Source organism: Ruegeria sp. AG6, from assembly GCF_056541565.1.
This window is the reverse complement of sequence record NZ_JBQFYQ010000003.1, coordinates 140,721-161,245: the sequence shown is the minus strand read 5'-3', so window position 1 is coordinate 161,245 and position 20,525 is coordinate 140,721. Positions and strand designations below refer to the sequence as shown.

Annotated in this window: 17 protein-coding genes; 10 read left to right on the top strand and 7 right to left on the bottom strand. The window is 57.3% G+C overall.

Annotated elements, in window-relative coordinates:
* Positions 1-5 precede the first annotated feature (5 nt).
* The 3 genes from ACR0I0_RS09830 to ACR0I0_RS09820 form a co-directional block, all read right to left on the bottom strand.
* The gene (locus tag ACR0I0_RS09830) at positions 6-2,219 is read right to left on the bottom strand and encodes an NADP-dependent isocitrate dehydrogenase (RefSeq protein WP_480491213.1); all 2,214 of its coding nucleotides are present in this window, start codon (positions 2,217-2,219) and stop codon (positions 6-8) included.
* Between the two features lie 318 nt (positions 2,220-2,537).
* Entirely contained in the window at positions 2,538-3,596 is a 1,059-nt protein-coding gene (locus ACR0I0_RS09825) for an ABC transporter ATP-binding protein (protein WP_171636098.1), read from the bottom strand.
* Positions 3,593-4,399 (bottom strand): IclR family transcriptional regulator, encoded by an 807-nt coding sequence (locus ACR0I0_RS09820; protein WP_480491211.1) that lies wholly within the window; start codon positions 4,397-4,399, stop codon positions 3,593-3,595. The genes ACR0I0_RS09825 and ACR0I0_RS09820 overlap by 4 nt, the downstream gene beginning before the upstream one ends.
* A gap of 141 nt (positions 4,400-4,540) precedes the next feature.
* Here ACR0I0_RS09820 and ACR0I0_RS09815 point away from each other — a divergent pair, with 141 nt between their 5' ends.
* From ACR0I0_RS09815 to ACR0I0_RS09770, 10 genes are all read left to right on the top strand, one after another.
* Positions 4,541-5,800 (top strand): ABC transporter substrate-binding protein, encoded by a 1,260-nt coding sequence (locus tag ACR0I0_RS09815; RefSeq protein ID WP_480491209.1) that lies wholly within the window; start codon positions 4,541-4,543, stop codon positions 5,798-5,800.
* A 92-nt stretch (positions 5,801-5,892) separates the two neighbouring features.
* A complete protein-coding gene (locus tag ACR0I0_RS09810) occupies positions 5,893-6,819 on the top strand; it encodes a carbohydrate ABC transporter permease (RefSeq protein ID WP_171636104.1) in 927 nt (308 codons plus the stop codon).
* 1 nt (position 6,820) lies between these two features.
* The gene (locus tag ACR0I0_RS09805) at positions 6,821-7,669 is read left to right on the top strand and encodes a carbohydrate ABC transporter permease (protein WP_170345350.1); all 849 of its coding nucleotides are present in this window, start codon (positions 6,821-6,823) and stop codon (positions 7,667-7,669) included.
* Positions 7,666-9,006 (top strand): alpha-galactosidase, encoded by a 1,341-nt coding sequence (gene melA, locus ACR0I0_RS09800; protein ID WP_480491207.1) that lies wholly within the window; start codon positions 7,666-7,668, stop codon positions 9,004-9,006. The genes ACR0I0_RS09805 and melA overlap by 4 nt, the downstream gene beginning before the upstream one ends.
* 58 nt (positions 9,007-9,064) lie before the next feature.
* Entirely contained in the window at positions 9,065-10,771 is a 1,707-nt protein-coding gene (locus ACR0I0_RS09795) for an IlvD/Edd family dehydratase (RefSeq protein ID WP_480491205.1), read from the top strand.
* Positions 10,771-11,535, top strand: coding sequence for an SDR family NAD(P)-dependent oxidoreductase (locus ACR0I0_RS09790; protein WP_480491203.1), 765 nt, complete (start codon positions 10,771-10,773; stop codon positions 11,533-11,535). The genes ACR0I0_RS09795 and ACR0I0_RS09790 overlap by 1 nt, the downstream gene beginning before the upstream one ends.
* A gap of 4 nt (positions 11,536-11,539) precedes the next feature.
* A complete protein-coding gene (locus ACR0I0_RS09785; protein WP_480488193.1) occupies positions 11,540-12,433 on the top strand; it encodes a 2-dehydro-3-deoxygalactonokinase in 894 nt (297 codons plus the stop codon).
* On the top strand, positions 12,430-13,035 hold the full coding sequence (locus ACR0I0_RS09780) for a 2-dehydro-3-deoxy-6-phosphogalactonate aldolase (protein WP_480491202.1): 606 nt from the start codon (positions 12,430-12,432) through the stop codon (positions 13,033-13,035). Before ACR0I0_RS09785 ends, ACR0I0_RS09780 begins: the two co-directional genes overlap by 4 nt.
* Complete coding sequence (locus ACR0I0_RS09775) at positions 13,032-13,892, top strand: SMP-30/gluconolactonase/LRE family protein (protein WP_480491200.1); 861 nt, start codon at positions 13,032-13,034, stop codon at positions 13,890-13,892. The genes ACR0I0_RS09780 and ACR0I0_RS09775 overlap by 4 nt, the downstream gene beginning before the upstream one ends.
* Complete coding sequence (locus tag ACR0I0_RS09770; protein WP_480491198.1) at positions 13,889-15,805, top strand: beta-galactosidase; 1,917 nt, start codon at positions 13,889-13,891, stop codon at positions 15,803-15,805. The genes ACR0I0_RS09775 and ACR0I0_RS09770 overlap by 4 nt, the downstream gene beginning before the upstream one ends.
* Before the next feature lie 40 nt (positions 15,806-15,845).
* On the opposite strand, the gene ACR0I0_RS09765 is transcribed toward ACR0I0_RS09770, so the two are convergent.
* The 4 genes from ACR0I0_RS09765 to ACR0I0_RS09750 form a co-directional block, all read right to left on the bottom strand.
* Positions 15,846-17,117 carry an ABC transporter permease gene (locus ACR0I0_RS09765; protein ID WP_209833903.1) on the bottom strand — a complete coding sequence of 424 codons (1,272 nt, stop codon included), beginning with the start codon at positions 17,115-17,117 and terminating at the stop codon, positions 15,846-15,848.
* Entirely contained in the window at positions 17,114-18,034 is a 921-nt protein-coding gene (locus tag ACR0I0_RS09760; RefSeq protein WP_171119259.1) for an ABC transporter permease, read from the bottom strand. Before ACR0I0_RS09760 ends, ACR0I0_RS09765 begins: the two co-directional genes overlap by 4 nt.
* Before the next feature lie 12 nt (positions 18,035-18,046).
* Positions 18,047-19,159 carry an ABC transporter ATP-binding protein gene (locus tag ACR0I0_RS09755; protein WP_171636122.1) on the bottom strand — a complete coding sequence of 371 codons (1,113 nt, stop codon included), beginning with the start codon at positions 19,157-19,159 and terminating at the stop codon, positions 18,047-18,049.
* A 116-nt stretch (positions 19,160-19,275) separates the two neighbouring features.
* Positions 19,276-20,400, bottom strand: a complete 1,125-nt coding sequence (locus ACR0I0_RS09750; protein WP_171723781.1) for an extracellular solute-binding protein — start codon at positions 20,398-20,400, stop codon at positions 19,276-19,278.
* Positions 20,401-20,525: the final 125 nt, after the last annotated feature.

Here is a 20,525-nt window from a genome sequence, read left to right as displayed (position 1 = left end):
GGCGATCAGCCGATGATTGCGTTCAGCGTAGCGCTGGGGCGCATCACAGCGGCGGTTTTGACCGGGTCAGTGTGATAGTACCCGCCCAAATCCACCGACGGTCCTTGGACTGCGGCCAGTTCCGACAAGATCTGCTCTTCTTTCTCTGCCAGCGCTTTTGCAAGTGGTGCCATTTCAGCTGCCAGATCGGCATCGTCAGATTGGGCAGCCAAGGCTTGGGCCCAGTAGCGCGCGAACCAGTAGTGGCTGTCGCGGTTGTCCGGTTCGCCGACTTTTCGACTTGGCGACCGGTTGTTGTCCAAAATGCCCTGAGTTGCGGCCTCTGCCGCAGCGCCAAGAACACCTGCCTTCGCGTTTCCTTTGGCGTCGGCCAGGAAGTTCAGTGATTCCCCAAGCGCGCAGAATTCACCCATCGAATCCCAGCGCAGGTGATTTTCCTCGACCAATTGCTGCACGTGTTTCGGTGCCGAGCCCCCTGCCCCGGTTTCGAACAGGCCGCCGCCATTCATAAGCTTGACGATCGACAGCATTTTGGCCGAGGTGCCCAGTTCGAGAATCGGGAACAGGTCGGTCAGATAGTCACGCAGCACGTTGCCGGTGATGGCGATGCTGTCCTTTCCGGCGGTGATGGTTTCCAGCGTCTGGCGCGTTGCCTCGCGCGGGGCCATGATCTGGAACTTGTCAGCCACGCCCGCAGCCTCGAGCGCCGGTTCGACATATTTGATCAGCTCTGCGTCGTGGGCACGGTTCGCATCCAGCCAGAAGATCGCCTCGGATCCGGTCAGGCGCTGACGGTCCATCGCCAACTGTATCCAGTTCTCGATCGGCGCCTTCTTGACGGTGCAGGCCCGCCAGATGTCACCCTTTTCGACCTCGTGCGAAAGCAGGGCCTCGCCATTGGCCAGAACGATGCGCATTGAGCCGTCGGCGGGCGCCTCGAAGGTGGTCGGGTGGCTGCCGTATTCCTCGGCCTTCTGCGCCATAAGGCCAACATTTGCGACCGCACCGGCAGTGGCGGGATTCAATGCACCATTGGCTTTGAAGAACTTGATGCTTTCATCATAAACAGTTGCATAGCACCGGTCGGGGATGACGCAATTTGTATCACCCTTGGCACCGGTCTCATCCCAACCCTTGCCGCCCGCGCGGATCACCGCTGGCATCGAAGCATCAATGATCACATCGGAAGGAACATGCAGGTTGGTGATGCCCTTGTCGCTATCCACCATATACATGGATGGACGATCAGACTTGATCGCGTTTATTGCGGCGACGATCTCGGCATTGTTTTGTACCCGCTCAAGCAAATCGCCAAGACCCGAGTTCGGATTCACACCCAGCGCATCCAGTTCCGCACCGAATTTGTCGAAAACCGGCGCCAACCAGACCTTGACCGCATAGCCAAAGATGATTGGGTCCGAGACCTTCATCATCGTGGCTTTCAGGTGCAACGAGAACATTGTGCCGTCTTTCCTGGTGTCCTCGATGGCCTCTGCAAGAAAGGATGACAGTGCTTTGACTGACATGAAGGTCGCATCAGCCACGGTGCCTTCGTCCAGCGACCACGCGTCCTTAAGGACAGTCACACTGCCGTCTTTGCTGACAAACTCGATCCTTGCATCGCCCGCTTGGGCAGCGGTGATGGTGGACGATTTCTCATTGGCGTAAAAATCGTTGCCCGACATGGACGAGACTTTGGTTTTGCTGTCCGAGGTCCATTCGCCCATGGAATGCGGGTTGTTGCGGGCATAGTTTTTGACAGCCCGCGCCGCACGGCGGTCACTGTTACCTTCACGCAGAACCGGGTTCACGGCCGAGCCTTTGATGGCATCATAACGCGCACGGATCGCCTTTTCTTCGTCGGTCGAAGGTTCTTCGGGATAGGCCGGGATATCATAGCCTTGCGACTGCAACTCTTCTATGGCGGCCACCAGTTGCGGAACCGATGCCGAGATGTTCGGCAGCTTGATCACATTGGCGTCCGGGGTTTTTACCAGCTCACCCAATGCTGCCAGATCGTCCGAGACACGCTGCTCATCCGTCAGGTTTTCGGGGAAGGCTGCCAGAATGCGCCCGGCCAGTGAAATGTCCTTGGTGCCCACGCTGACGCCAGCAGCCGAAGCGAACTTGCGAATGATGGGCAGGAACGAGGCGCTGGCCAGTTCGGGCGCTTCGTCTACAATGGTATACAATATGTCGAAGTTCGATTTATCTGCCATATTCTTTTACCTTTTTAAGCCTTTCGGGGCGTGCGATCCAAGAGTTGAAGCCACTTCAGCGTGGCGCGGGAGGGGCGCGATCACGATACCGCCCCTGGGTGACTCTGTTTTGACAGGGCCTCCCTTAAATCACGTTACGCTGGGAATCAATCATCTGTGCCCGCGCGTTTTGCCACGGGCTGGGCTTGGATGGCTTTTGATGTCATCAGCTCAACGTTTCACCCGGCTGTCTTTGGCGTTTCCCTTCAGGTCACGCCACATGTTTTCCATGAAGCTGCCCGGCTGGTCCCACGAATTTTTTCGGGTTGCGGCCAAGGATTACCGAAATCTCTGCCCTGTCTCGGGATCAAATACCATGGCACGGTCAGGTTGAATGGATATGCCAATCCGGTCGCCGGTTTTGCTGCGCTGGTCATCCCGCTCTTCCACAATCAGTTTGTCTCCATTTGGCGTCAGCAAATACGAGTAGGATACACCCCCAAGCGCTTCGGTCAGGTCCACAGTGCAGGTGTCGGCAGACCGGTCGATGTGAATATGTTCAGGGCGCATCCCCAACGTCACCTTGCCCGTTCCGGCAGGAACAGTTGCCGAGACCGGCAATGGCTGGCCCAAAGCGGGATGGGTGACATGGCCGTCAGTATATTCGCAATCAAGAAAGTTCATCGCGGGCGAACCGATGAAACCTGCAACAAACCGGTTGTCAGGATCACGGTACAGATCCATCGGGGCGCCGACCTGTTCGATCCGGCCATCGCGCAGCACCACAATCTTGTCGGCCATCGTCATGGCTTCGACCTGATCATGGGTCACATAGATCATGGTTGCACCGATTTCCTGATGCAGACGCGCGATTTCGACGCGCATCTCGACACGCAATTCAGCGTCCAAGTTGGACAGGGGTTCGTCAAACAGAAAAACCTCGGGCCCGCGTACAATCGCCCGCCCGATCGCAACCCTTTGCCGTTGCCCCCCGGACAGGGCCTTGGGTTTGCGCTTGAGGTAGGGATCAAGCTTCAGGATGCTCGAAGCCTCCTGCACCTTCTGGTCGATCTCGGCTTTTGGGACACCATTCATGCGCAGGCCAAATCCCATGTTTTCCGCAACTGACATGTGCGGGTAGAGCGCATAAGTCTGAAACACCATCGCCACGCCGCGCTTGGCTGGATCCATATGTGTCACCTCGCGCGATCCGATGTGAATCTCACCTTCCGAGGTTTCTTCTAGCCCTGCAATCATCCGCAACAACGTGGATTTTCCGCACCCTGAAGGCCCTACAAAAACGCAGAACTCACCATCTTCGATTTGCAGGTCGATCCCATGAATGACCTGTGTCTGACCGTACCGTTTGATTGCCCGATTCAGAGTTACACCTGTCATGTCATCAGCATCCTGTCGTTTTTGGAACTAGGGCCTGTTTCGGGAAACCGCCAGGCTTGTGCCTCGGTTCCGATTTGTTCAGCCACGCGCCGCAGGCGCGGCACCCAGGCTTCGAGTTGATCGAAATCCATTCGTTCGGTGGACCCGGTTATCGAAATTGCCCCAAGCATCCGACCGTTCGACGTCAGAACTGGGCAGGCGATGCATATGATGCCAGGCTCGTGCTCTTCATCATCGATGGCAAATCCCCGGCTGCGAATTCTGTCAAGATCAGCCCGCAACATCTTTTCGGATGTCAGAGTTTTGTTGGTGAAGCGGTGATAGCTTTGCTGCGACGCCGCCCTGTTCAACGCATCTTCGTCCAAAAATGCCAGCATCGCCTTGCCGACCCCTGTGCAGTAGGCCGGGCCAACTTTACCAGCCTGAGAGTACATCTCGATTGGTTGTGCGGCGTTGCGTTTGTCGACGTAAAGAACCTGACTGGAATCAAGCTGCGCCAGATGCACGGTTTCACCGGTTTCTTGACTGAGGGCATCCAGAAAAGGCCGCGCTATCGGGGCCAATGAGCTTTGCGTCCATGCCGCATGGGCCAACCGGACCAGTCGCATCCCGGGCGCATAGGTCTGCCTGTCGCGGTTATAAGACAGCATTCCCTGGTTGGTCAGAGATTGCAGAAATCGATACAGGGTCGCCTTTGGAAAATCGCTGCTTTCCAAAAGTTCAGCGAATCGAACGGGGCGCTCGAACGATGCTACGTGATCCAGCACATCACATGCTTTGCCTATAGTTCCGTCACCTGACACGGGCCATCATTCTCCTCCGATTATCCCTCGCCATCCTCACGAGGGTCTTGACAACAGTAACCGAGTCGATGTGTAGTTTTCAATATATAAAACACGGTTTCACTATTTGGAACCTTGTGGGAGAGAAACAGGGAGGAAACTATGTATTCAACTTTCAAGCGCACGACGGCTGCGCTGGCGCTTGGTGTCGCGATGGCGGCACCAGCAGCTGCGGAACTCACCGGAGAGCTGCGGATCTTTCTGGACACATCGAACCCGGCGCCACGCGCGACGATGGAGGCGATGATCGAACGGTTCGGGGCACAGCATCCGGGGTTGGAAATCGAAACAACCGTCATCGACCGCGAAGCCTATAAAACGCAGATCCGGAACTTCCTGACGGCTGACACCCCGGACGTGGCCACGTGGTACGCGGCCAACCGTATGAAACCATATGTCGAGGCGGGTCTGTTCGAGGACGTTTCAGATTTGTGGGCCGAGCCCGAGATCGCCGACAATCTCGCTTCGACCAAGGGCGCTTTGACAATCGACGGCAAGCAATGGGGTGTGCCGTATACCTATTATCAGTGGGGTGTCTACTATCGCAAAGACATCTTTGACGAGCTGGGCCTGAGCGAGCCGATTACTTGGGAAGAAGAACTGTCCAACTGCCAGAAAATCGTCGATTCAGGACGCGCCTGCTACACGATCGGCACCAAGTTCCTTTGGACCGCTGGTGGCTGGTTTGACTACTTGAACATGCGCACAAACGGCTTTGATTTTCATCAGCAATTGGCCAATGGCGAAGTCAGCTGGGAAGACGACCGGGTCAAGCAGACCTTCGCCAACTGGAAACAGTTGATCGACATGGGCGCATTCATCGACAACCACCAGACCTACAGCTGGCAGGAAGCGCTGCCCTTCATGGTCAATGGTGAGGCAGCAGCCTATCTGATGGGCAACTTCGCAGTGGCACCGTTGCGCGATGCGGGCCTGACAGATGACCAGCTGGATTTCTACCAGTTCGTCGCGATCAATCCCGATGTTGAGCTGGCCGAAGACGCTCCGACAGACACGTTCCACATCCCGACCAATGCTTCGAACAAGGAAGCTGCGCGCGAATTCCTGCGTTTTGTGGTCTCTGCTGATGAACAGACCGAAATCAACAACGGCGCGAATCTCGGCCAATTGCCGGTCAACGCGCAATCCGCTGTGGATGACGACAAGTTCCTGCAACAGGGCTTTGAAATGCTTTCGTCCAACAGCCCCGGTGGGGTAGCCCAGTTCTGGGACCGCGACGCGCCTGCGGAAATGGCCAAAGTGTCCATGGAAGGTTTCCAGGAATTCATGGTCAAACCCGACAACTTGGACCGGATACTGGCCAAACTCGAACGCGCGCGCGAGCGTATTTACGATAACTGATCAGGCAAGGGTCGGGCCAAAGCCCGGCCCACGCTCCTTTGAATCGTAGGGCGGGTTCCGACCCGCCTTGCTCCAACAGACCCGAGTTTCCAATGACAGTTGCAGCCGACGCCTCAGAACAGGAAAGCTGGTTCCATCGCAATCAACAACGCATCGCACCCTGGCTGTTTCTGGCCCCCGGGATGCTGTTCTTCTTGGTCTATGTGATTATCCCGGTATTTCAGTCCTTCAACCTGTCGCTTTACGAGTGGGACGGCCTGGGCGCTGCGGAATACGTCGGCTTTCGCAACTACGAAGACCTCTATTGGGAATGGGTAGACCGGGATGCTTTCTACATCTCGATGAAGAACAATCTGATCTGGCTGATCCTGTACCTGGCCGCGATTCCGGCAGGTTTGTTCATCGCCCTGTTCCTGAACCAGACAGTTTGGGGCATCCGCCTGTATAAGTCCCTGTTTTTCTTTCCTTTCGTGATTTCTCAGGTCGTGGTGGGGCTGGTGTTCACCTGGTTCTACGATCCGACCTTCGGGTTGCTGAACGAATTCCTCGACCTCTTCGGCCTTGGTCCCCTGAACGTGCTTGGCGATGAGCGCTTTGTGACCTACGGCATCATCTTCGCCGGCCTCTGGCCACAAACCGCCTATTGCATGATCCTGTACCTCACCGGCCTGAACGCTGTGGACCCGGAACAGATCGAAGCGGGACGCCTGGACGGGGCCAAGGGTTGGAAGATGCTTTGGCACATCATCATCCCACAATTACGGCCCGCAACCTTTATCGCGTTTGTCGTGACCATCATCGGCGCATTACGGTCATTCGACCTGATCTCGATCATGACACAAGGCGGACCTTTCGGATCCTCCCGCGTGCTGGCCTATTACATGTTCGAGGTCGCCCTGTCCGAATATGGCTTCCGCATGGGTTATGGCGCGGCCATCGCCGTGATCCTTTTCCTGATCATGTTGTGCTTCATCGCCTACTTCCTGTGGTCGATGTACCGTGAAGAGAAGGGGCGCTGAGATGTTTCCCAAACCCATCGAAAAACAACCCCGCGCGGCGCAGATCACGTATCAAGCCATGCTTCCATTGGCCCTTCTGTTGTGGCTGGGTCCCCTGCTGGCGGTTGCTCTTTTCTCGGTAAAACCCGCTGCTGACTTCACCAACGCGAATTACTGGGGGATGCCGTCCAGCTTTGAGGGCGCCTTCAACTATGGGCAGGTGTTCTTTAATTCGGACATGCCCCGATACCTGCTGAATTCATTCATGATCACCGTCCCTACCGTGATCGGAGCGGTGGCGCTCAGCTGCATGACCGGCTTCGCGCTTGGCATCTACAAGTTCAAGTCGAACCTCTGGATCTTTTTCATGTTCGTGGCCGGGAATTTCGTGCCCTTTCAGATCCTGATGGTGCCGGTTCGGGATCTGACCCTGCAACTTGGGCTCTACAACACCAAGACCGGGCTGGTCCTGTTTCACATCGCCTTCCAGACCGGGTTCTGCACCCTGTTCATGCGCAACTTCATCCGCGCCCTGCCCTTTGAACTGATCGAGGCAGCACGGGTCGAAGGCATCAGCGAATGGCGCATCTTCTGGTACGTGGTCCTGCCGCTGATGAAGCCCGCGATCGCCGCGCTCAGCGTGCTGATCTTCACCTTCATCTGGAACGACTATTTCTGGGCCGTCGTTCTGACGCAAGGCGCGGAAAGCCAGCCTGTAACTGCCGGAATCACCAGTTTCAACGCACAATTCCGCGCCGCTTATCAATTGATGAGCGCGGGCTCCATCGTGGCGGCTCTGCCACCGGTGGCCATGTTCTTCCTGATGCAGAAACACTTCATTGCGGGTTTGACCCTCGGAGCTGTGAAATGACCAAAATTACCTTTATCGGTGCCGGGTCCACAATTTTCATGCAGAACATCGTTGGAGATGCTCTGTTGACCCCTGCGCTGGCCGACAGTCACTTTGCGCTTATGGATATCGACCCCCAGCGCCTTGCGGAAAGCGAAGCAGTTGCGCGCTCCATGATCCGCTCGGTCGGGGCCGGGGCGACTGTCTCGACCCATACCGACCGCCGTGCGGCGCTGGACGGGGCCGATTTCGTCATCACCGCCTTTCAGGTCGGGGGGTACAAGCCCTGTACGATCACCGATTTCGAGATCCCCAAGCAGTATGGCTTGCGTCAAACCATCGCTGATACGCTGGGCGTCGGAGGAATCATGCGAGGCCTGCGCACGGTTCCGGTGCTTTGGGATGTCGCAGGGGACATGATGCAACTCTGTCCGAACGCGACATTGCTGCAATATGTAAATCCGATGGCCATCAACACCTGGGCACTGGCCGAACGCTTCCCTTCCCTGAAACATGTGGGCCTTTGCCACTCGGTTCAAAATACGGTCGAGGAACTGGCCCACGATCTGGATCTGCCAAAGGATGAGTTCCGCTACAAAGTCGCGGGCGTCAATCACGTCGCATTCTTTCTGAAACTGGAACATCAGGGCCGCGACCTGTATCCGGCACTGCGACGGGGCTATCACACGGGGAAATTCCCGAAGGCACCGCTGCTGATGCCGCGCTGCCCCAACAAGGTGCGGTACGAGGTGATGGATCACCTGGGCTATTTCTGCACGGAAAGCTCGGAACACCTGGCCGAATACGTGCCGTGGTTCATCAAGGACGGGCGACAGGACCTGATCGAGGAATTCTCGATCCCACTGGACGAATACCCCACCCGCTGCGTCGAGCAGGTCGAGATGTGGAAGGAACAGGCCAAGACCCTGACCGACGGGCGCAATATCGATGTCACGCGCAGCCACGAATTCGCCGCCGACCTGATGAACGCGATCGCAACGAACACGCCCTACATGGCCTATGGCAACCTGCCCAACACCGGCCAGATCCCGCAACTGCCCATGGGCGCGGCGGTCGAAACCCCCTGCCTGGTCGACAGCAACGGCGTACAGCCTTCTGTCGTGACCGACATCCCGCCGCAGTTGATTGCCCTGATGCGCACCCAGATCAACGTACAGGAACTGACTGTTCGGGCCCTGACAGAACAGAACCCCGAATATATTTATCACGCCGCGATGATGGATCCGCACACCGCCGCCGAACTGGACCTGCGCCAGATCCGAAACCTTGTCACGGATCTGCTGACGGCCCATAACGATTGGCTGCCCGACTGGTGCCGACCGGCCCGCGCCGCCTGATCTTCATCATTTTACAAATACTCAGATCCAACTTCAGCCAAGAAAAACAAAGCCAGACATGATAAAACGCCGCTCACAGCATTGGTATGGAAAACTCGACAAGGATGGCTTCATCCACCGGTCGTGGATGAAAAACCAGGGCTTTCCCGACCACGCTTTTGACGGACGACCCATAATTGGCATCTGCAACACCTGGTCGGAACTGACCCCCTGCAACTCGGGCCTGCGCGACCTGGCCGAGGGCGTAAAACGCGGCGTGTGGGAGGCGGGCGGCTTTCCGGTAGAATTCCCCGTCATGTCGCTGGGTGAAACCCAGATGAAACCCACCGCGATGCTGTTCCGCAACCTGCTGGCCATGGATGTCGAAGAATCGATCCGCGCCTATGGTATTGACGGGGTCGTTCTGCTGGGCGGCTGCGACAAGACCACGCCGGGGCAACTGATGGGGGCCGCTTCAGTCGATCTGCCTTCGATCGTCGTCAGTTCAGGCCCGATGCTGAACGGTAAATACCGTGGACAGGATATCGGATCCGGCACCGACGTCTGGAAGTTTTCCGAAGCGGTTCGGGCCGGCGAAATGACCTTGCAGGATTTCATGAACGCCGAATCCGGCATGTCGCGCAGCGCTGGCGTCTGCATGACCATGGGCACCGCATCCACCATGGCGTCGCTGGTCGAGGCGATGGGCATGAGCCTGCCCACCAATGCCGCGCTTCCGGCGGTCGACGCCCGCCGCATGGCGCTGGCGCACATGACCGGCCGGCGCATCGTCGAGATGGTCGACGAAGACCTCAAGCCCTCGGACATCCTGACCAAAGAGGCGTTCGAGAACGCCATCCTCGCCAATGCCGCCGTAGGAGGCTCGACCAACGCTGTGGTTCACCTGCTGGCGCTGGCGGGGCGTGTCGGGGTTGACCTGACCCTGAAAAACTTTGAAATCGGATCCGAAATACCGCTGCTGGTCAACTGCATGCCGTCGGGCAAATACCTGATGGAAGACTTCTGCTACGCAGGCGGCATGCCGGTTGTACTGAATGAACTCAAATCGTTCCTGCGCCCGGCAAAGACGGTTCTGAACAAGGATATCTCAGCACATTACGAAGGGGCCGAGTGTTGCAACTCGGACGTCATCCGTCCCTTCGATGATCCTGTAAAGCCCGCTGCGGGCCTGCGAGTCCTGCGCGGCAACCTTGCGCCGAATGGGGCAATCGTCAAGCCTTCGGCGGCCACTGACGCGCTTCTTGAAACCGAGGGCGAGGCTTTTGTGTTCGACAACATCGAAGATCTGAAGGCCAATATCGACCGTGAAGACCTGCCGGTCACAGCCAAGAGCATTCTGGTGCTCAAAGGGTGTGGCCCCAAGGGGTATCCGGGCATGCCCGAGGTCGGCAACATGCCAATTCCGGCGAAATTGGTGAAAGAGGGTGTGCGAGACATGATCCGGATCTCGGATGCCCGCATGTCGGGAACAGCTTATGGCACCGTCATTTTGCATGTTAGCCCCGAAGCACAGGCGGGTGGCACGCTGGCGCTGGTCAAAAGCGGAGACCGCATCCGTGTTTCAGCCAGCAGCGGCGAACTGGAACTTCTTGTGGACGAAAACGAACTGAGCGCCCGCCGCGCCGCGTGGCAACCGGATGATCCGCACTACACACGCGGATATGCAAAACTTTACATCGACCACGTGCTGCAAGCGGATCAGGGGGCGGATCTGGATTTCCTTGTTGGCAAAGACACGCGCCTCGTGACCAGAGAGAGCCACTGATGACCCAACCAGCTACATTCCACGATCTCAACGGGGCCTCCGTCTATATCACCGGCGGCGGCTCGGGCGTTGGTGCGGCGCTGACAGATGGATTCATGGCACAGGGGGCCAATGTGGCCTTCATTGGTCGGTCGGATGCCAGCGGTTTTGTCGAAGAGATGCGCGACAAGCACGGCCGCGCGCCGCTGTTCCTGCAAGGCGACATAACGGATACCGAACTGCTGCACGCGACGATGGCCAAAGCTGCCGAGGCTCATGGCCCTTTGAACGTCTTGGTGAACAATGCAGCCAACGACCAACGTCATACGCTTGAGGAAACCACGACGGAATTCTGGGACTGGATGATCGAGGTGAACCTGAAAGCCTATTATTTCGCGTGTCAGGAAGCCGCCCGGCAAATGAAAGATGGCGGGTCGATCATCAATTTCAGCTCGATCAGTTACATGATGGGCAATGCTGGCTATCCGATCTATACGACCTCGAATGCCGGGATTACAGGGATGACACGGTCATTGGCACGAGAACTGGGGCCGAGGAAAATCCGCGTAAACGCTCTGGCCCCCGGCTGGGTTCTGACGCAAAAACAGTTGGATAAATGGGCCACGCCCGAGGATCTGGCGGCGCATTTGGACCGGCAATGTCTGAAAGCGCACCTGAAGCCCGAGGATATGATAGCACCAACACTTTTTCTGGCGTCCAAGGCCAGCCATGCAATGACCGGGCAATGTATGGCTGTTGATGGCGGCGTCGTGGTTTCGGGGTGATGTTATGAACGCTGAATGGATCGCCGTCGACTGGGGAACATCTCATTTACGGGCCTGGGCCATGCAGGGTTCGACTGCGCTGGACCATGCGCAATCCGACAAGGGCATGGCGCATGTCGGGCCTGACGGGTTTCAAGCCGCCCTGCTGGATTTGATCGAAAACTGGTTGCCCGGCGCGCCGGTGGATGTGGTCGCTTGCGGAATGGTCGGCGCACGCCAAGGCTGGGTGGAAGCCCCTTATTCGACCGTGCCGTCGGCCCCCTTGCCCGATGTCCCGATCCGCGTACCCGGATCAGATCCGCGCATCCGGGCCTATGTCATACCCGGTCTGAAACAGACAACCCCGCCGGATGTGATGCGGGGTGAGGAAACCCAGATTGCCGGATTTCTGGGCGCGCGCCAGAATTGGGACGGCGTTATCTGCCTGCCCGGAACCCACACGAAATGGGTTCAGGTAAGCGCTGGCGAGGTTGTAAGCTTTCGTACCTTCATGACGGGTGAGTTGTTCGACCTGCTATGTGGTCAGTCCGTGCTGCGGCACTCTGTAGGCCCGGGCTGGGACGAAGACGCTTTCGCCGAGGCGGTTGCGGATACGTTGTCAAAGCCCGAACAATTGGCTGCGCGTCTTTTCAACTTGCGAGCGGCGGACTTGCTGCAAGGTCAGGCCAAAGCCACCGCACGCGCGCGCCTTTCCGGAATGTTGATCGGGGCCGAATTGGCCGCGACACGGCCCTATTGGCTGGGCCAGCAACTGGCCATTATCGGAGCAGAAGGCGTATCGCAGACATATGCAACAGCCCTGCAACGGCAAGGCGCGTTCGTGGAAACCGCAAACGCCACCGAGGCAACTCTGGCCGGGCTTGCGCTGGCCCGAAACATGACAAGGCAAACCGCATGAGCCGTCCCATCATCGCCATATTGCGTGGCTTGCAACCGCACGAAGCCAAAGCCGTTGGCCGCGCCATTATCGATGCCGGCATCGACCGGATCGAAGTGCCGCTCAATTCTCCGGATCCGCTCAACAGTATCAGAACTTTGGTTGATGCGTTTGGAAACCAGGCCCTGATCGGCGCGGGCACTGTTTTGACAGTCGATCAGGTGGACGCTGTGTCGGCCGCCGGAGGCAAGTTGATCGTATCGCCCAACTATGACGCCGAGGTCATCAAGCGTTCAGCCGCGTTAGGCCTGCAAAGCTGGCCGGGGGTTTACACCCCAACCGAAGCTTTTGCGGCCCTCAAGGCCGGGGCCACCGGTTTGAAGCTGTTCCCCGGGGTGATGGCTGGTCCGGCGGGATTGGCCGCCTTACGTCCAGTTTTGCCCATAGGCTCGCTTGTTTTTGCCGTTGGCGGTGCCGGACCCGACAATTTCGGGCAGTGGATCAAAGCGGGCGCGGATGGCGTTGGGATAGGCTCTGCACTTTACAAACCCGGAATGGATGTCGCCGAAATCGCCGAGCGCGCCCGGCATATCGTTACGGCCTATGACGAGGCCGCCGGATGAGCACTATCTTTGACGACCGCCCCTGCGAGTTGGGCGAAGGCCCGTTGTGGCATCCTGAAAGACGTCAGCTTTTCTGGTTCGATATCATAGGCAAACGTCTGATGACCCGCGAGCGGGGAATGCCCAAAAGCTGGAGCTTCGATGAAAATGTTTCGGCCGCAGGCCGGGTGGATCGCGATACGCTTCTTATGGCGTCGGAAACGGGACTGTGGCGTCTCGATTTGCAATCCGGAAAGCGGAACTTGATCACGCCTCTGGAAGCCGACAACCCCGTCACGCGTTCAAACGATGGCCGCGCCGATCCGTGGGGTGGGTTTTGGATCGGCACAATGGGCAAGCAGGCGGAACCCGGGGCCGGATCAATCTATCGCTTCTGGAAAGGCGAGTTGAGACGATTGGTTCCGGATGTGACAATCTCCAACGCGATCTGTTTTGCCCCCGATCGTTCGGTGGCCTATTTCTGCGACACCGCAACGAAACAAGTCAGGCGCTGGCGTCTGAACGCCGAAACCGGGTGGCCGGAAGGCGACAGCGCAGTTTTTCTGGATTTGCGCAAAGAAGGTCTGAACCCGGATGGCGCGGTCATCGATGCCCAGGGGAATATCTGGATTGCACAATGGGGTGCCAGCCGAATTGCGGTATACAAGGCCGACGGCATGTTTCTGAAGGCCGTTGCATTTGACGCATCCCATACGTCATGTCCCGCTTTCGGGGGCGATGAACTGAATACGCTTTTCTGCACAACGGCCCGTCAGGGATTGAACGCAGAAACAATAGACAGCCAACCGACCAACGGCATGACCTTTGCCGCGCGAAATGCAGGTCAGGGTCAGGCAGAACACAAGGTCATCTTATGAAGCCGGAACTGGGCGTTTGTTATTATCCTGAACATTGGCCAGAGGCGATGTGGGCAGACGATGCCGCGCAAATGGTCGAAACAGGCCTGACATGGGTGCGCATTGGCGAGTTCGCGTGGAGCCGCATCGAGCCGCAATCCGGCGTTTTTCAATTCGAATGGCTAGATCGCGCGATTGAGACACTCGGAGCAGCCGGATTGAAGGTCGTGCTGGGCACGCCAACCGCAACACCGCCGCGCTGGATGCTGGACAAACATCCGGATATGCTGGCCGCCGATGAAAACGGCAACCCGCGCAAGTTCGGATCACGGCGGCATTACTGCTTTAGCCATCAAGGCTATATCGACGAATCTACCCGCATCGCACGCATATTGGGTGAACGGTTCGGTAGGAACCCGCATGTGGTCGCGTGGCAGATTGACAATGAATACGGGTGTCACGACACCACTCTCAGCTACAGCGCAGCTGCCCAACAGGCATTTCGCCATTGGCTGGCCGAACGGTACGGAACAATTGAAACGCTGAACCAGGCGTGGGGCAATGTGTTCTGGTCGATGGAATATCGCAACTTCAGCGAAATCGACCTGCCCAATCAAACGGTGACCGAGCCGAACCCGGCTCATGTGCTGGCATTCCGGCGCTTCAGTTCGGATCAGGTCGCGGCTTTCAACAAAGCACAGGTGGATGCGCTGCGCCCGTTGACCGATGCGCCGCTTTTGCACAATTACATGGGCCGTATTCTGGACTTCGACCATTTCAAGGTTGGCGCGGATCTGGATATCGCCACCTGGGACAGTTATCCGATCGGTTTTCTGTCGGACCGGCTGGATGCCGACGACGCGCACAAGACCGCCTTTTTGCAACAGGGTGATCCGGACATGCAGGCGTTTCACCATGATCTCTACCGGGCGGTCGGGCGCGGCCGTTGGTGGGTGATGGAACAACAACCCGGCCCGGTGAACTGGGCACCGTATAATCCGGCGCCCCTGCCCGGAATGGTGCGTCTTTGGTCCGTGGAAGCCGTGGCTCATGGTGCCGAGGTGGTGAGTTATTTCCGATGGCGGCAAGCCCCGTTTGCGCAAGAGCAAATGCATGCGGGCTTGCTGACATCGAACAATCACCCTGCTGCTGCACTGGCAGAGGCCCGCCAGACCGCAGATGACCTGAACACGTTGGGCGCGGTGCAACAGATACAGGCCAAAGTGGCCATTCTGTTTGATTACGCCTCGGACTGGGCGTGGACCACACAACCACAAGGCGCGGGATTTGATTATTTCCGATTGGTTTTTTCGGCTTATCGCGCGCTGCGACGGGCTGGTCTGTCGGTAGACTTTGTTTCGGCGAAGGACATTCCCGGTGATTACTCGGTGATCTTTGCCCCCGGTTTGGCCACAATGGATCCTGATTTGGAACAACGTCTGGCAGAGAGATGCGATCTTGCCATTCTGGGACCGCGCGGCGGCGCGATCACCCGCGATTTTCAAATTCCTGAAAAGGGCAGACCCGGTCTGAGAAGGATCGATTGCGATGTTGATCTGGTCGAAACTCTGCCGCCCACGGTTGAACGCGCGGTCAAGGGTGGCGGTGCGGCGCGGCATTGGATCGACCGATTGTCAGGAACGGCCAAAGACTTGCTGAGTTTCGAAGACGGAACACCTGCTCTCAAGGCAGGGGACGGAATCTGGTACTTGGCCGGCTTCCCGGATGCAAACCTTTGGGATCGCGTGATAGCCATGGCGGCGGAAGAAGCCGATTTGACATTGCGCAGGATGCCGCAAGGCCTGCGACTGCACGAGACGGCCGATCATGCCTTCCTGATCAACTACAACGCAGGACCGGTGGATTGGAACGGGCTCACCGTCGAAGGTTGTGACGTCAAAATCCTGAAACGCAATCCGCCCGAACAAACCTGAGGTCAGTCCGGGCGGATGCCGAAGCTACGAACCTGCGCCGCTATTCGTCGTTTTGCAGGCTATTGGGGTCAAACACCCCGCCGAAACCACTGTTATTGGACGGAGCGTTTTCGGATTCAGGCCCACTATCTGCGCCTTCGCTTTCTTCGCCCCCTAAAGAGTTCGGAGCGAAAACATTGCCAAAGCCGCTGTTGTTCGTCGGTTTCGGGGTGGATTGCGCACCGCCCTGTTCCGCTTCTTCAGCTTCGCGTTGCTTGCGGCGTTCTTCACGCTGTTTACGCAACTCCTGAATACGCTGTTCCGCTTCCAGCTGCTTCTGCTCGCGAATATCGGCGATACACTGCGCCGGATTGTAGGTGGCCGCAGTGCCGACAACTGTGATCGTTGCGACGGCAAATACAACCAACAGAACCGCTGCCATGTTGCCGGAAAAGAAGCTGGGCAGTTTGATCTTGCCGGCCAGCTCCTCAACCGTCGCGTTCTTGCGCGCCGCTGCCACCAGTTCCTGACGTTTCAGCTTGGCTTCGTTCAGCAGAGCGAAGAACACTGTCAGCGCCACGATGATGAAGGCCAGCGCCGAGATTGCGGGTGTGATGCCATACCGGACTTTTTGGGCCAGCTCGATCGTCAACGTCGGGTATTCACCGAAGGTAAAGGTGGTGGTGTTGTAGTTTTCGAACGATGCGAGGAACGCCAACACCGCTGCCGATGCAATCGCCGGACGCATGAACGGCAACAGGATCTTGCGGAAGGCCTGGGCGTGGCTGGCCCCAAGGTCCAGTGCCGCCTCGGTCAGGGCCACGTCGTAGCGCTGCAAGCGTGCCACCAACACCAGCATGCAGTAGCTGGCGATAAAGGTGGATTGGCCGATCACCGTCAGAAAAATGCCATTTGACAGGAAGCTGTCCGCCCCCAGTCCCAGCATCCGGTTGATACGATCCCAGAACACCAGCGTCGAGATACCCAGAACAACACCCGGGATCAGGATCGGAGCGATAATGATCGTATAGTAAGTCGCCCGCAGCTTTGGCCAGATCTGGGTCAGCATCAATGCGCCCGCCAGACCCATGGCCACTGACAGGATGACCGTGCCGATCCCGATGATCAGTGAGTTCTTGATACCGTTCAGGATGCGCTGATCCTGAAACAACTCGCCAAACCACTGGAAGGTCAGGCATTCCCACGGGCTCATCCGCGGGAAGCCGGACGAGTTGAACGCGGTGATCGACATGATCACAAGCGGGCCCAGCAGATACAGGAAGAAGATCGCCAGATAGACCCAGATGCTTATGCGGAGAAAGGAATTGTTCATTTCCCAATATCCCCCATGTTCACTTTGAACAGGCGCATCATGGCCAGCACGAACAGGATACAGGTCACCAGCAGGACGATCGCATAAGCAGCCCCTTGCGGCCAGTCGTTGTTATCGTTGAACTGCTGATAAATCAGCTGTGTGAACCACAGCGACGACGGCCCGCCCAGGATTTGCGGTGCCGCCAGCGCGCCCGCAGACAGCATGAACACCATCGTACAGCCCGAACTGATCCCTGGCTTGGCATAAGGAATGACCACACGCCAATGTATCCGCCACCACGGCGCGCCAAGGTCGCGCGCGGCTTCGATCTGATTTTTGTCCAGGCTTTCTATGACGTTATACATTGGGAAGATCATCAGCAGAATATAGGCATAGCCCAGCCCGGCATAGAGTGCGATATCGTTTCGGATGAAGTCGAACGGCGTATCCCAGACCCCCAGTCCCACGAACAGCGTGTTCAGAACACCGGTTTCACCGAAGATAATGCGCAACGCAAAGGCGCGCAGGATTTCGTTGATCCAGTAAGGGATGATCAGCATGATCGCGAAGATGCGGATATGGCTGCCTTCGGACTGCCCCAGATAGTAGGCGATCGGATAGCAGATGATCAGGTTGAAAATCGTGACGCAAACGGCCGCCACGAGGGTGCGGAAGAACACCCGCAGGTCAACCGTGTTGTAATCCTGACTGCCACCTTCGGGGCCGTATATCAGGTACTTGTAGTTCTCCAGCGTATAGACGTCCTTCGGCCCGCCAATTTCTGGTGGGGGCAGGTTTGGACGGAACGAGAAATCCAGCATCGACAGCTGCGGCAGGATAATAAGGCCGATTGTCCAGAACAAAACCAGACCTAGGATCGCCAAGCCCATACCGGTGCCGTTGCGATTGAAGAATTCTTTCAGAAATCGGGGCATGAACTGTTCCCCTTATTCCGCAGCCAGCTCACCCGCGGGAACGACGACGGCATTATGCGTCTCGTATTCCAGCGTGATGTTCTGTCCGGTGTGGTCCTCGAAGGATTGCCCATGGTTGGGGATCGAGACCTTGATTTCCTTTCCGCCTTCGCCTTCGGTGAAGATGTTGAAGACGTTGCCTTCGAACTCTTCATGATTGACCCGGGCGGTGACGAAGTGATCGCCCGTTGCGCCATCGGGGGCAATTGCAAAGGCCTCAGGGCGGATGAACATCATCGCGTCATCACCTTCTTTCATCTTGCCCTGATTGGCCGTCGAAATCCTTGCCACCAGATCCCCCGAACGGTTGGTCGAGATCAAAGCTTCCTTGCCCATCACTTGCTTGATTTTACCGCGGAACACATTGTTTTCGCCAACGAATGAAGCCGCAAAAGCCGTGTTGGGATCGTTGTAAATCGTCTTCCCGTCGGCGATTTGATCAATCACACCGGCACGCATGACGGCGATATTGTCCGACATGGTCAGCGCTTCACCCTGATCGTGCGTGATGTAGATGAAAGTAATGCCGACACGCTGTTGAATTTCACGCAACTCGGTCCGCATGTGCTGGCGCAGCTTCAGGTCAAGTGCCGACAGAGGCTCATCCAGCAACAGCACGTCCGGTTCGGCGCACAGAGCACGGGCAATAGCAACACGCTGACGTTGACCACCTGACAGTTCACTTGGCAGTTTGTCCCCCTGCCCCGGTAACGCAATCATGTCCAGAAGCTCATCGGCGCGCCTGCGGCGTTCGGCAGCACTGGCCCCTTTGATTTCCATGGAAAACGTGATGTTTTCCCAGACCTTCATCAGCGGGAACAATGCGAGGTTCTGAAAGATCAGCGCCGTCGGGCGCTTGTTGGGCCCGATGCCACGCATATTGTTGCCACCAATCAGGACGTTGCCTTCGCTTGGTTCAAGAAAGCCGGACACTGCCCTCAGAATGGTTGTTTTTCCGCAGCCCGATGGCCCGAGGAAAGAAAAGAAATCTCCCCCGTTGATGTTGACGTTTGCATCGCGCACGGCGACGAAGTCACCGAAACGGATCCACAGGTTTTCCAGATCGACTCCGACCCCTGCACTCATTTTTGGTTTCTCCCTGAGGTGCGTGTTGTCACCACACAGTATTAGCGTCCGCCACGCCGGGACGGCGCGCAGATGGGTGCCCCCCGCAGGATGCGGAGGGCGAAGGTTCGAAACGCTTAAGCGCTTTTGAACTTGTTGACGAACTCGGTCCGGGTTTCAGCATACCACGGCGCTTCTGCAGGCCACGGATTGAGGTTGGCCAGCGAGTCGCCCGGATAGGCCTCGGCAAAGTTCTTCTTATAGGTGTCGCCGGAATACTGGTCGGCCCCTAATACCGGCGAGTTGTAGCCATGACTGTCAATGGCGACACCGGCCGGCTTGGCCTGATAGGCAAAGTCGATAAAGGCGTAAACCTGATCGATATTCGCGGCACCAGTCGGCATGGACATACCATCCACCCAAGCCATCGCACCTTCGACGGGTGCCTGATAGTGCACCGGCTCACCTGCGGATTTCAATGCAAGGGGTGGGCCGTCCCAAGTTTGGCCAACGACAACGCCTTCGTTCAGAAGACCGTTCTTCTGTGTGTCGGCGTCGTTCCAGATCAGCTTGATGCGGTCCTTGCGTGCAATGCACCAGTCGGTGATCTGGCCCCAAACCTTGCGCATGGTGTCTTCATCACCATATGCCGCCCAGACCGAACCCGGCTCCATCTCGCCAGCGCGTTCCATATAAAGGCCGGCGCCCAGCATCATGGAATGCGCGCGGCCCATGGTTTTGCCAGCGTTCGCTTCCGACCACACGTCGCCATAGGACGGCGCATCACCATCCGGCAGCCACAGGTCAGTACGATAAGCAATACCTTCTGTACCCCAGATATGCGGAAGCCAGTGCGCACCTGAATCGCCAAAGTTCCACGCATCAGTACCAATCTTTGCCATGGCCGGGTTCACCAGATCGATCGGAACCTTGTTCATGTCGAAGGGCTGGAGCAGCTCCAGCGGTTCCCACTGCAACGACCGGTTGTTGGTCGGTGAAACGATATCAAAACCCTGGCCCTTGGTGGCCTTCATCTTGTTGATGATCTCTTCGTTCGAGCCGATGCCGGTATAGTTCACCTTGATTCCGGTCAGAGTCTCAAACTCTTCGATGAAACTGGGCGGCAGGTAGTCCGACCACATCAGAATGTTGATTTCGCCCGACGACGCCAGAGCGCTCTTGCTGTATAGGGGTGCCGCAAGTGCCGCAGCACCTGCGCCTTTCAACACAGAGCGTCTCGAAAGTGACGAATGTTTAGCCATAGGTGATCTCCCGTTGTTGGATGAGTTTATTTTTGTCTTTATATTCATAGGACTTTCTGTGCCCGTTCGTCAGTCCAAAAGTGACAGTTTGCGGAAATCTTATATCCAGTTTTTGTTTTTGACAC

What these genes read in the sequence shown, in the direction of transcription:
- ACR0I0_RS09830 (WP_480491213.1), bottom strand. Translation starts at nt 2,219, where the DNA reads ATGGCAGATAAATCGAACTTCGACATATTGTATACCATTGTAGACGAA.
- ACR0I0_RS09825 (WP_171636098.1), bottom strand. Translation starts at nt 3,596, where the DNA reads ATGACAGGTGTAACTCTGAATCGGGCAATCAAACGGTACGGTCAGACA.
- ACR0I0_RS09815 (WP_480491209.1), top strand. Translation starts at nt 4,541, where the DNA reads ATGTATTCAACTTTCAAGCGCACGACGGCTGCGCTGGCGCTTGGTGTC.
- ACR0I0_RS09810 (WP_171636104.1), top strand. Translation starts at nt 5,893, where the DNA reads ATGACAGTTGCAGCCGACGCCTCAGAACAGGAAAGCTGGTTCCATCGC.
- ACR0I0_RS09805 (WP_170345350.1), top strand. Translation starts at nt 6,821, where the DNA reads ATGTTTCCCAAACCCATCGAAAAACAACCCCGCGCGGCGCAGATCACG.
- melA (WP_480491207.1), top strand. Translation starts at nt 7,666, where the DNA reads ATGACCAAAATTACCTTTATCGGTGCCGGGTCCACAATTTTCATGCAG.
- ACR0I0_RS09795 (WP_480491205.1), top strand. Translation starts at nt 9,065, where the DNA reads ATGATAAAACGCCGCTCACAGCATTGGTATGGAAAACTCGACAAGGAT.
- ACR0I0_RS09790 (WP_480491203.1), top strand. Translation starts at nt 10,771, where the DNA reads ATGACCCAACCAGCTACATTCCACGATCTCAACGGGGCCTCCGTCTAT.
- ACR0I0_RS09785 (WP_480488193.1), top strand. Translation starts at nt 11,540, where the DNA reads ATGAACGCTGAATGGATCGCCGTCGACTGGGGAACATCTCATTTACGG.
- ACR0I0_RS09780 (WP_480491202.1), top strand. Translation starts at nt 12,430, where the DNA reads ATGAGCCGTCCCATCATCGCCATATTGCGTGGCTTGCAACCGCACGAA.
- ACR0I0_RS09775 (WP_480491200.1), top strand. Translation starts at nt 13,032, where the DNA reads ATGAGCACTATCTTTGACGACCGCCCCTGCGAGTTGGGCGAAGGCCCG.
- ACR0I0_RS09770 (WP_480491198.1), top strand. Translation starts at nt 13,889, where the DNA reads ATGAAGCCGGAACTGGGCGTTTGTTATTATCCTGAACATTGGCCAGAG.
- ACR0I0_RS09765 (WP_209833903.1), bottom strand. Translation starts at nt 17,117, where the DNA reads ATGAACAATTCCTTTCTCCGCATAAGCATCTGGGTCTATCTGGCGATC.
- ACR0I0_RS09760 (WP_171119259.1), bottom strand. Translation starts at nt 18,034, where the DNA reads ATGCCCCGATTTCTGAAAGAATTCTTCAATCGCAACGGCACCGGTATG.
- ACR0I0_RS09755 (WP_171636122.1), bottom strand. Translation starts at nt 19,159, where the DNA reads ATGAGTGCAGGGGTCGGAGTCGATCTGGAAAACCTGTGGATCCGTTTC.
- ACR0I0_RS09750 (WP_171723781.1), bottom strand. Translation starts at nt 20,400, where the DNA reads ATGGCTAAACATTCGTCACTTTCGAGACGCTCTGTGTTGAAAGGCGCA.